The organism is Adlercreutzia wanghongyangiae (assembly GCF_035989245.1).
GTDB lineage: Bacteria > Actinomycetota > Coriobacteriia > Coriobacteriales > Eggerthellaceae > Adlercreutzia > Adlercreutzia wanghongyangiae.
Window position 1 is genome coordinate 255787 of sequence record NZ_JAYMFF010000002.1, and the last position, 11931, is coordinate 267717.

At 63.9% G+C, this 11931-nt stretch carries 8 protein-coding genes; 1 reads left to right on the forward strand and 7 read right to left on the reverse strand.

Annotated features, from left to right (window positions below):
• Positions 1–293: 293 nt before the first annotated feature.
• The 6 genes from VIN30_RS01475 to VIN30_RS01500 form a co-directional block, all read right to left on the reverse strand.
• A complete protein-coding gene (locus tag VIN30_RS01475) occupies positions 294–1124 on the reverse strand; it encodes a mechanosensitive ion channel family protein (protein ID WP_338208698.1) in 831 nt (276 codons plus the stop codon).
• A 76-nt stretch (positions 1125–1200) separates the two neighbouring features.
• Positions 1201–3177, reverse strand: coding sequence for a Stk1 family PASTA domain-containing Ser/Thr kinase (gene pknB, locus VIN30_RS01480; protein ID WP_479273908.1), 1977 nt, complete (start codon positions 3175–3177; stop codon positions 1201–1203).
• A gap of 98 nt (positions 3178–3275) precedes the next feature.
• Positions 3276–6053 (reverse strand): FtsW/RodA/SpoVE family cell cycle protein, encoded by a 2778-nt coding sequence (locus tag VIN30_RS01485; protein WP_338208702.1) that lies wholly within the window; start codon positions 6051–6053, stop codon positions 3276–3278.
• 7 nt (positions 6054–6060) lie between these two features.
• Positions 6061–7260, reverse strand: a complete 1200-nt coding sequence (locus VIN30_RS01490) for a Stp1/IreP family PP2C-type Ser/Thr phosphatase (protein ID WP_338208704.1) — start codon at positions 7258–7260, stop codon at positions 6061–6063.
• Positions 7260–7673, reverse strand: a complete 414-nt coding sequence (locus VIN30_RS01495; RefSeq protein ID WP_326424797.1) for an FHA domain-containing protein — start codon at positions 7671–7673, stop codon at positions 7260–7262. The genes VIN30_RS01490 and VIN30_RS01495 overlap by 1 nt, the downstream gene beginning before the upstream one ends.
• 39 nt (positions 7674–7712) lie before the next feature.
• Entirely contained in the window at positions 7713–8567 is an 855-nt protein-coding gene (locus VIN30_RS01500) for a DUF3662 and FHA domain-containing protein (RefSeq protein ID WP_326424798.1), read from the reverse strand.
• A gap of 691 nt (positions 8568–9258) precedes the next feature.
• Between VIN30_RS01500 and VIN30_RS01505 the strand changes: the two genes are divergently transcribed.
• Positions 9259–9924 (forward strand): 4Fe-4S single cluster domain-containing protein, encoded by a 666-nt coding sequence (locus VIN30_RS01505; RefSeq protein ID WP_338208707.1) that lies wholly within the window; start codon positions 9259–9261, stop codon positions 9922–9924.
• A gap of 115 nt (positions 9925–10039) precedes the next feature.
• Here the strand turns inward: VIN30_RS01505 and VIN30_RS01510 are convergent, their stop codons facing one another.
• The gene (locus VIN30_RS01510; protein ID WP_326424800.1) at positions 10040–11812 is read right to left on the reverse strand and encodes an FAD-dependent oxidoreductase; all 1773 of its coding nucleotides are present in this window, start codon (positions 11810–11812) and stop codon (positions 10040–10042) included.
• Positions 11813–11931: the final 119 nt, after the last annotated feature.

Here is an 11931-nt window from a genome sequence, read left to right on the forward strand (position 1 = left end):
GTCGGTCCATCGCAGTGTGCGGCGGGAACAGGGCTTGGCTTTAGTATACGCCAAGATGTTCCGAGCGAAAGACTTGACAATAATTTGATATGTGGGAGACCGAAACGGGGCGGGCGGAACAGACGACCGGGATGGCGGAGGCAGCTGGTTGGAAGTTCACCGTAGGGGAGGGCTTCAGCCCTCCCTCCGACCCCGGGCGGCTCCCGGGCGGCCTGAAGGCCGCCCCTACGGGACGGGCGGCTCCCCAGCGGGCCTCGGGCGGGCGCGATCCTCGGGCGGCCTGAAGGCCGCCCCTACGGGGTGGTGGGGTTGTGCTCGGTTGAGGCGTCGGGGGCTGGAGCCTCCTCGGGGAAATGGTTGTGCACGTAGGGGGCGATGGCGCGGATGGCGGCATCGGTGGCAGCCGAGGCCTTGCTGGCGTCGGCGATGGTGAAGCTCAGCGAGCCCTGGAAACCACGGTCGGTGATGGCACTGAAGCTCACCTTCGGAGCCTTCTTGATCTTGCTCACTCGCGCAACGGCCTTCTCGGCGGCATCCTCGATATGGTGCGCCGCAGCCGTTAGGCGCTCGCTATCGGTGGTGACCACCATGTTGATGCTCACCGAGCTGGGCGGCGACAGCTTCACCACCGCCGTAGAGGTCATCACCGAATTGGGAATGTTGATCTCGTTGCCCGAGCTATCCACAATAGTGGTGTAGCGCCACGCCACATCCTGCACCACGCCGCTCACACCCGACGGCCCCATGCGAATGTTGTCACCCGGCTCCACGCTGCGGGAAACGCTCACCTGCAAGCCGCCGATGAGGTTCGACAGCGTATCCTGAAAGCCCAGCGAGATAGCGATGCCCACCACGCCAAGGCCCGTGATCATGGCGCTCACGTTCACGTTGAAGCACACCGACAGCATAACCGCAACGCCCACGATCCACACCGCAGCGCGCACCAGGTTGATGAAGATGGAACTGGAAGGCAGAAGCGACGTTTTGTTCAGCACCCGCCGCATGAACGCCACAGTGATGCGGCACACCACGAACGTGACCGCGCAGATAATAACCGCGCCCACCAAGGTGGTGAACCAATCCTCGTGGACGAACTTGTTGAATATGTCGAGTAGCTTCTCCATAACCTCCATTATAGAAGCGGCCCGCCACCTGCCGGCAGCGGGCCGTCCGTATTCACGGTTTCGTTATGGAACGCCCCTAGTTGGTGGTCGTTCCCTGCTCTCCCCCTTCGGGCGCAGGATCGGGCGTCGGCTCGGGCGTGGGCTCGGGGCCCTTGCTCACCGTGATGGTCACCGTGGAACCGGGCTTCTTCGAGCCGCCCGACGGACTCTGGCTGATCACGCGGCCCTCCTTCACGTCGCTGGAGTAGTCCTCCTTCACGCTCACCTCGAAGCCGGCGTCGCGCAACGTGCTCTCAGCGCTGTCGCGCGACGAGCCCACCACGCTCGGCACCTCCACCGTATCGGAGCCTCGGCTGACGGTGATAGTCACCGTGGAACCGGGCTTCACCTTGTCGTTCAGCGGGTTCTGCTTGATAACGCGACCTTCCTTCACATCGTCGCTGTACTCGCGCTTCACTTCCACGCCAAAGCCGGCATCCTGCAGCTGCTGGGTGGCATCGTCTTCCGATGCGCCCACCACGTTGGGCACCGATACCGACTCGGAGCCGCGCGAGATGACGTACTCAATGGTGGATCCGGGCGCCGCCTGCTCGCCAGAAGCCGGCGTCTGCGACATGATGCGGCCCTTCTCCACGTCGTCGGAATAGCCGCTCTCACGCTCCGCTATCTTGAAGCCGGCGGCCTCGGCGGCCTTGGCCGCATCTTCGGGCGTCATCTTGTACAGGTCGGGCACCGCCACGGTGTTGGGGCCCTGCGACACCATGATGGTGACCAGCGTTCCCTTGGCCCGCGTTTCGTTGGCCGCCGGGTCCTGGCTGATCACGTTGCCTACGGGCACGGCATCGTCGGTCACCTGGGTGACGTTCACCTCGAAGCCCGCTTGGCTCAGTTCGAACTCGGCCTCGCTCTGGGTTTTGCCCACCACGTTAGGCACCGACACGTCGCCCTCGGCCGCCCCGCCGCCCTGGGAGAGGGCGAAGGCCACACCGCCGATAACGGCGATGGCCAAGGCGCAGGCCAAAGCGATGATAAGCCCCTTCTTGCTCTTCTGCGGCGGCTTCGTGTCGCCACGATAGCTGGTGGGGGCGAAGCTGCCGGTGCTGGACGGGCTGACGCCGGCGCCGGCCACGGCAGGCATCACCTGGGTGCTGTCCACCAGCGGGGCCGCCGCGGGCACCGCGCCCATCACGCGCGTCTGGGCGCTGGTGAAGGCACCGCCGCCGGGCAGCGCCACGGGACGGCCGGCCAGGTAGTCGTTCAACGCCAGACGCATGTCGTTGGCGGTGGCGAAGCGATCGGCCGGGTTCTTCGCCATGGCCACCATGATGATATCTTCCAGGTCGGGATCGATATCGGGGTTGATGGCGCTGGGCGGCTCGGGGTCGTTCTTCACCTGCTGCAGGGCCACCGACACCGCATCGGGCCCATCGAAGGGCAAACGCCCGGTGGTCGCCTCGTACAGCACGATGCCCAGCGAGTAAATATCGCTGGCGGCAGTAAGATCTTTGCCCTGGGCCTGCTCCGGCGAAATGTAGTGGGCCGTGCCCAGCACCGCCGAGGTCTTGTCGTTCACGGAATTCTTCGCGCGGGCGATGCCGAAGTCCATCACCTTCACGTTGCCATCGGGCTGCACCATGATGTTCTGCGGCTTGATGTCGCGGTGGATGATGTCCTGGTTGTGGGCCACGGTAAGGGCCTGGCACACCTGGGAGCCGATTTCGGCCGCCTTGCGCTGGTTGATGGCGCCGCGCTGCTGAATGGCGGTCTTCAGGTCGGAACCGCGCACGAACTCCATCACGATGAAGTAGGTGTCGTCGTCCTGGCCCCAGTCGTACACATTCACAATGTAGGGGCTCTGCAGATTGGCCGCGGCGGCGGCTTCCTGGCGGAAGCGCTGGGTGAAGGAGGGATCGGCCGCGAACTGGGGCAGCATCACCTTCACGGCAACCACGCGGCCCAGCGTATTGTCCTGGGCGCGATACACTTCAGCCATGCCGCCGATGCCGATACGGTCTTTTATCTCGTAACGGCCGCTGAAGACCTTGCCTGTCATTGTTCCCTGTCCGGTCACGTTCTTACTCCTTAAAGTCACATACGGGGTCTGTTTGCGCTTGGTTTTCGATGCGATCTCGCGTGAGTCGTTTCATTGTACTACAGCGCTCCTGCCACTTCGAGAGCTGTTTTCAGCACGTCATGGGCGGCCGCGGCACCCGAGCCCGACTCGGCTCGCTCCAGGTTGATGGCCACCACCACCTTGGGGTCGTCGGCAGGCGCCATACCCACGAACCAGCTGTCGGTGTCGCCGTCGCCGCGTTCGGAGGTGCCCGTCTTGCCGGCCACCTTCACGCCGTCCACGGCAGCCCGGGAGCCAGTTCCCTCGGTGACCACGCCTTCCAGAATGGCCATCTCCTTGGCAGCGGTGTCCTTGTCGATGGACTGCTTCAGCTTCACCGGCATGGCCGTGAAGCTGCGCTCGCCGTTGGCGTTGTACACGCCGTCCACCAAATAGGGCTGCATGAGCGCGCCCTCGTTGGCAATGGCCGAGCCCACCATGCACATCTGAAGCACCGTGGCCTGCGGCCCGGCGGGGCTCTCGTGCTCGCCCACAGGCTCGCCGCAGGCGGCCCACGCCGTTTCCCAAGTGGTCATCTCGGCCGGGTCGGGCATGAGCGCCATGGCCAGGGGCAGATCGAAATTGATCTTCTCGTTGAAGCCGAAGTCCATGGCCATCTGCACCAGCAAATCGGCGCCGATTTGCACGCCTACCTGGCCGAACACGGTATTCGACGAATACCAGGTAGCCTGCTCCAACGTAAGGCGCCCGTAGTTGCGCTTCTTCACGTTGGTCACCGGCGCATTGCCGATGTCCATCTCGCCGGGGGCGTCGTATTCGGTATCGGCCGTGGCGATGGCATCCTGCAGCGCGGCGGCCAGCGTGACCATCTTGAAGGTGGAGCCGGGAGCGTACAGGGCCTGGGTGGCACGGTTGTACAACTCGGAAGAGGCCGAATCGGAACTCTGACTGAGCAGTTCCTCGTAGTTGGCGGCGTCGAAAGTGGGCGACGAGGCCATGCCCAGCACGGCGCCCGTTTCGGGATTCATCACCACGCAGGCACCCACCTGGCCTTCCAGAGCGTTCTGAGCCGCTTCCTGAATGCGCGAGTCAATGGACAGCGTCACGTCGTTGCCCTTGGTCTGAATGCCCGCCAGCGAATTCACCACATCGGTGAAGCTGGCGAAGTTCTGCTGACCGCGCAGGGTGTCGTTGTAAGCGGCCTCGATGCCGGCCGTGCCGTACTTCTGCGACGAATAGCCCACGATGTGCGCCGCCAAAGTGCCCGCCGGATACTCGCGCGTGTAGGAGCCGTCGTCCTGGCGCACCGAGCGGGCCAGCACCACGCCGTCAACAGCGGAAATGGTACCCCGCTCCATCTTCGCCTCGCGGGCGATGGTGTGGTTGTTGCTGGGCATGTTCTGGTATTCCGGCGCCTTGATGATCATCAAGTAGGTAAGGTTCGCCACCAAAATGGCGAACAGCAGCGAGTACATCAGCATGGCGCCCGTCAGGCGCTTGCCCAGGGCCACACGACCCAACACCGAGTCGCTCCCGTGCACGCCGATAGCGCCCGTACGCTGAATTTCCGCGCCCACACCAGTGCCCTCGTCGCCGCAGCGCAGCAGGCAGCCCACGATGATGAAGCTGGCGATGAGCGACGAACCACCCTGGCTGATGAAGGGCAGCGTGATGCCCGTCAGCGGGATGAGCCGCGTCACACCGCCCACGATGATGAAGGCCTGCAGCACGATGATGGAAGTAAGGCCCACGGCGGTGAACGAGCTGACGTCGCTTTTCGCGCGCGCCGCCGTCACCACGCCGCGGATGGCGAAGCACAGGTATAAAAGCAGCACGCCGGCCGCACCCATCAGCCCCGTTTCCTCGGCGATAACCGGGAAGATGAAGTCGCTTTCCGCTACGGGAATGCCGCCCGAGGCCACGGGCTCGCCGCCCATGCCACGGCCAATGCCCGTGCCGAACAGGTCGCCGTCGGCCATGGAGAACAGCGACTGCACCAGCTGGAAGCCGCCGCCTTGGGCCGCCGCGAAAGGATCCATCCAGATGCTCACACGGGTGCGCACGTGCCCCATGATGCCGTACAGCGCCACGGCCGCAATGGCCGCCAGGCCGATGGACACCACCAGGTACATCTTCTTGCCCGTGGCCACGTACAGCATGATAACGAACACGCTGAACAACACCAGGGCCAAACCCAGGTCCTTCTCCAGCACTACCACGACGAAAGCCAAGGCCCACATGATAATAAGCGGCAGCAGCGTGGGCAGGCTGGGCAGATGCACCGGCCCCACCTTCCACGTGAACACCGACAGCATCTCGCGGTTGGCCGCCAGGTAGGCCGCGATGAAGAACACGATGAGTATCTTGGCCAACTCGCCGGGCTGGAACTTGAAGGGACCGAACTGCAGCCACAGCTGACCGCCGCCCGACTCGTAGCCGATAACCGGCAGCATAGGCGACAGCAGCAGCAAAATGCCCAGGATCATGAGGGTGTATTTGTAGTTGGCCAGCTTGTCCAAGTTGCGCACGAAGGCCAGCACGAAGATCATCGCCACGATGCCCGCGAACAGCCACATCACCTGGCGCACGGCCAGGTCAGGCACAATGCGGGTCACGAACGCGATGCCGATACCCGAAAGCGCGAAGGCGATGGGCAGAATGGCCGGGTCGGCGGCTGGGGCCAACTTGCGCACGGCTAGGTGCGCCACCACGAATGCGCCAAAGATGCCCAGCGGCACCCCCAGGGTATTCACCGACAGCGCCTGGCCACCCGTCACCACCATCATCGCGAACAACACGATGACGATGGGAGAAGCCACTATCAGCAGCAGAAGCTCTATGTTGCGGCGGTTCATGGGGCGATCACCTCGCGGCCCCTGCAGCCGTCTCGCCGCCCTGGGCGCTCTTGTCCTCGTCACCGGAAGCGGCGGCGGGCGTCGTGGCGGCAGCGTCGGCATCCGCGGCAGCAGCCGCCGCATCGGCTGCGGCGTCGGCGATTTCCGTCTCGTATTCCTGCACCAGATGCTCGGCGGCAGCCACGCTGTCCACCTTGATGGCCTCCTCGCGCAGGCGATTGGCCGTGCCGGGCTGCAAATCATCCACGGTCACGTCGGTCACGCGCACCAGCTTGTGGGCGGAAAAGCCGAACAGGTCGCCGGGAACACCCTGGTAGATGACCACTTTCCCGTTCTCTTCCACCAGGTAGGCCGCATTGTTCGCCAAGTAAGTGAAGCCATAGGCGCAAGCCGCCAGAATGCCCACCAACAGCACGCCCAGCATAATGGCCGTAGCGCGGGCGCGGCGGGTCATCTTGCGGCGGTGCTGTTCGGCCAAACCCGTCACATCCACCACGATGACAGTCACGTTGTCGTAGCCGCCTAGGCCGATGGCCTCGTTCACCAGCTGCGCGGCGCACCGCTGCGGGTCGTCGGCGTTGGCCAGCACTTTCTCTATCTGGTCGTCTTCCATCATGGTGGAAAGACCGTCGGAGCACAGCAGCAGGCGATCGCCCGCCTCCACGCTGATCTCGAACAGGTCGGGGCTCGTGCGTGGGTCGGACCCCAAGGCTCGGGTAATCACCGAGCGCTGCGGATGCACGCGCGCCTCGGCCTCGGTAATCTGCCCCGCCTCAATAAGGTCGGCTACCAGGGAGTGGTCGCGCGTCAGCTGCTGCAGCTTGCCATGATGCAGCAGGTACGCACGCGAATCGCCCACCTGAGCGATAACCAGGCGCTCCTTCTCCAAAATGGCGGCGGTGCAGGTGCATCCCATACCGGCGCGGCCCACGCCCTCGCGAGCGGCCTTGATCACAGCCAGGTTCGCCTCTTCCACCGCTTGGCCCAAGGCATTGGCGTCGGCGTGATCGGGAGCGCGCTGGGAAATCACCTCCACGGCGATTTCCGACGCCACCTCGCCCGCCGCATGGCCGCCCATGCCGTCGCACACCACGTACAGTGGGGGCGCCACCGCCAGCGAGTCCTCATTATGCTCGCGCACGCAGCCCACGTCGGTGCGGCTGCCGAAGGTGGAATGGGCCTTCTTGCGGCCCGCCATGCGACTCATTATTGGTTCCTCACGCGCATGTCGACATCGCCGATGGTGACCACGTCCTTATTGCGCAGGGCCACCGGCTCGGTCACGGGACGCCCGTTCACCGCCGTGCCGTTCTTCGACCCCAGATCTTCCACGAACAGGTTCTGGCCCATCAGCTGGAACCGCGCATGGCGGCCCGACACATAGCCGGCGCCGATGACGATGTCGGCCCCCGGCGCGCGCCCCACGATAACGGGGCCGTGCACGGCAATGGACACGCCGCGCAGCTCCTTGGGGCCGCGCTCCACCGACACCGTCCAGGTGCGCTCCTTCTTGCGGGAGCCCTTCACCATGCCGATGCCCGTGCGCATGATGGCGAACAAGAACAGATAGAGCAGCGCCACGAACAACAGGCGCGCAATAAGCAATACGAGATCGATCACCAGGTATCCTCCTTAGCTCGAATGACCGCGCGAAGGCGGCTAGATGAGCTGGAATTCGAGGTTGGTGGTGCCCACGATAATGCGGTCGGCATCGTGCAGCGACGTCGACTTGATCTGGCGGCCGTTCACGAACGTGCCGTTGGTGGACCCCAAATCGGTGAGAATCCACGCGCCCGATTCGTCCTGACGAATTTCCGCATGCACGCGCGACACGTTGATGTCGGGGATGACGATGTCGTTCTTCGACTCACGGCCGATGCTCTCGGCGTCGCCGGGCAAGGTGAAGGCGCGATCGTTGGTGATGTCGTAGATGTAGGCCTGACGACCCTCGGTGTCTTCCGGCTGGAAGTCGTAGTCGTCGGGCATTTGGTTGAAGTTCATGGTCTGCGGCGGCGCGGACTGAGCAGCCGGAGCAGGCGCGGGTGCCTGATAGGGGGCCTGGAAACCGGCGGCCGGCGCGGGCGCGGGAGTGCGCAGGATGCCGTAGCGAGCGTATTCCTCCTGGCGCAGCTGCTCAACCAGCGGAGAGGCCACCATTTCGGCGATGACGTCGAACTTTCCATGGCGCAGATCGTCGTCGACAATGAAGCGCACGAGCGGCTGGCCATCCATCACCAGGCCCTGCTCAGCGGCCTTCGCGGACAGATAGGTTTCCGTCTCGCCGGCCAGCGTGGGATAGTAGCCCAGCAGGCGGCGATCATCGTCGGCGTTCACGAGAACCGTGTACAACGTGGGAGCATACTGCTTGCCTGCGCCGACCATCTTCTCGCGGCGCATCTGCTTCTCGGCCTTCTTGGCAATTTGCACGGGAGACAGCGGCGTGGCGCCCATGCGATCGGCGGCACCCTCCACGGTGTCTTCCATTTTGCCCTCGAACCTTGAGAGGAGTCCCATGTGCTTCTCCTTGTTTCTACCATGTTTAAGCTGCGACTAAATGCACATCCGCATATTTTGCCATAAACCATTGGTCACGGGGTCAACAAGGCCGCAACCTTACGCAATCGCCACAGCGGCAGATACGCACGTGCGGCAGCTGCTCGGAAATGGAGGGATCGAGGCGGGCGGCCGCTCAGCACGCACCTGATGCCCTGGACGAGAGCGCCCGGAAACCCGAGCACGCGTCCCCTGCGCACGCCCCCCGCCTCCCCTGCGCGCTGGAGCACGTCCTGCACCTCCCCTGAGCGCCGTCTGCGCCGCAGCGCGCCCTGCACCTCCCCTGAGCGCCGCCTGCGCCGCCCCCCGTACGCGTCCCGCACCCCCCACGTGAACCGCACTCAGCCCACGATCCTGCGCCCGCACGAAGGCACGACCAAAGCGCGCGAGGCGGACGTGGGGAAGGCGCAGGAGCCGCGAGGTCCGACGAGACGTGCATTGCCCAGGAGGCGCATATTGTCGGGAAAATTGAGAATTACGTCGACAAAATGGCGTTTGTTAGCATCCGCAACCCTCACCCTCCCTCCTTTTCCTTCCTTGAACTACGTTTTCCGCCCTTTTCTCCCCCGTTTTCACCGCAATTCGTCAAGATCTATCAACGACCATGCTAACAAACGTCATTTTCCTTACCAAAATGCTAGAATGGCGCGTCATGAACACTACTGCTGACAACGCTTCCCACGAAGCCTCCGCCCCCGCCCCCGCCCCCGCCCATATTTCCCTGTTCGGCACTGTGCCCGATTCCATCGTGGACGGCCCCGGCCTGCGCTACGCCGTATTCGTGCAGGGATGCTCTCACGGCTGTCCCGGCTGCCATAACCCCGAAAGCCAGCCGGCTGAGGGCGGCACGGAAACTGCCCTGACCGACCTGCTGGCCGACATCGAGTCCAACGGCCTTGTGCACGATGTGACGCTGTCGGGCGGCGAGCCCTTCGAGCAGCCCCAGGCGTGCGCAGCACTGGCGCGCGAACTGAAAAAACGCGGCTACGGCATCTGGTCGTTCACGGGGTATTTGTACGACGATCTGCAGAAACGCGCGGAAGCGGCCCAAGCCGAGAAGGCGCGCCGGGCAGAAAGCGGCACCCTGGGCGCCGCGCTGACCGAGGGCATTGCCGACGACCTGGCCGTGGGGGATTTGCTGGATGTCATCGACGTGCTGGTGGACGGCCCCTTCGTGGAATCGCTCAAATCGTTGGAATTGAAGTGGTGCGGTTCTTCCAACCAGCGCCTCATCGATATGCCCGCCACCCGCGCCGCCGGCCACGTGGTGCTGTGGCAGCCCCTCGACTTCAACCTGCAGAAACCTTCCAACTGGTAACCGCGAGCAGCCTTGTCGGCTGCCCTTGCCGCCGTAAATGGGGCGCCCCGCTGCGGGGAGGGTCGCAGCGGGGCGCAGGTAACACGAGCCCGTTCAGGCTTTGGAAGTGAGCGATTTACAGCTCGGCCAGATCACGACCAAGCAGGTACGACAGCGTGCCGCACACCGCGCCCAGGTTCTGGCCCGGCATTACGAAGTTGTAGGTGTTGGCGTAGAAATCGCCCGTCATGATGCCCGTGCAGTACAGGCCCTCGATGGGAGAATCGTCCTCCTGACACACCTGCATCTTGTGGTTGGTGCGCAGGCCGCCGCACACCGTCAGGAACGTGGCGCCCACGGTCTTCGACGCGTAGAACGGCGGCGTGGAGATGGGGTAAAGGATGGACGGATCCACGTAGTATTCCTCATCCAGATGGTTCTCAGCGTACTTGTTGTACTGCTCGATGGTCTTCAGGGCCTGCTCCTTGTCGATGCCCTCCATCTGCTCCACCAGCTCCTCGATGGTGTCGGCCTTGTAGTAGGTAGAGCCGTTGCCGATGGAGTTGCTGCCCTCTTCTACGTTCTTGTCCCACTTCTCGATCAGTTCTTCGGGCGACAGGGGCATGATGCCGTTGGTGTACCCCACCGAGCAGCCGAACTGCTCCCAGGAATCGCGGGTGTAGGCGTACGCCGTATCCCACACGCCGAACGCGGTCTTTTCGGGAAGCTGCAGCACCGAGATGGCGCCGTAGGAGAAGTTGGTGTTCTCGTTCTGGTAGCGCTCGCCGTGAATGTTCATGTTCAGGCCCCAGAAGTTGGAGATAACGTCGTGGGACGGGCCGGCACAACCGCCGTTGATCATGGGCGGTACGGGGAAGGTCTTCTGCCACGCGGCACCCACCCACAGGCCCATCTTGTGGCCGTCGCCGGGCATGAGGCCCGAATAGCCCAGCTCGACATCGTAGTCGACATCGCCGACGCTCAGGGTCTCCTTGAAGTTCTCCCAGGCCCAGGGGCTGTACTTGGCCATCATGTCGGGGTTCTTCGAGAAGTCGCCCGTGGCCAGCACCACGGCCTTGTTCGCCACATACTTCACGTAGGTGCCGTCTTCGCGCTTCGCCACCACCGCCGACACGCGGCCGGTGTTGTCGTTGTCGCGAATGAGGTACTGGCCCACGGTGCTGTAGTGGATCTCGCCGCCGAAGTCCTCGGTGAAGATATCGGCATAGGCCTGGGCCTCCAGCGGGGCGCCGAACAGGGCACCGAAGGGCTGCTCGTCGTTCCAGAAGTTATGGGAGGCCGGCGGCACCGTCAGCACGCCGGTGGGATCGGTGTAGCCCGGCTCCAGGCAGCACTTCAGGCCGCGCGCCGCCATGTGATCGATCGTCCAATCGATAGACTCGGCCGAATGGTTGATCCAACGCTCCCACTTCTTCTTGTCCATGAAGTAGGAACCCGAGGTCTGCTCCATCTTCACGATGTGCGCCGCCGACTCGGGCGTGTAATCGATGTTGAACTCCTTCTGGATCTTGGAACCGATGGCATGGTTCGAACCGCCGCGGCTGATGGGCTTCGTGCTGGCCGAGAACACGATGACATCGGCGCCCTGCTCGGCGGCGGACACGGCCGTGCACAGACCGGCCATGCCAGCGCCCACGATGACGATGTCGTGGGTGATGGTCTCGGCGATGTCGTCATCGGCCACCGGCTCGGGCGGAATCTCGAAGCTCCACTTCTGATCGGCGTAGTTCTCGGCAGTCAGCAGGTTGTCTGCGCCCTCGGCGCTGGCGGTGCCGGTGCTGCCGGCCTCCTGGCTCGGCGAGCAACCCGCAAGCGCGGCACCCGTCGCCGCAAACGCACCCGTCGCAAGAGCGCCTTTCAGAAAGTCTCGACGATTAATCTGTCCCATGTTTCCCTCCTATAATCGGTATCGGAACACCAAGCAGCATGGCACACATCTGGCGCGGACGCGCTCATCCAGATTCGGTGTTTATGCGCAAAAAGGGGTCACACGTATTGGGTGAAAAT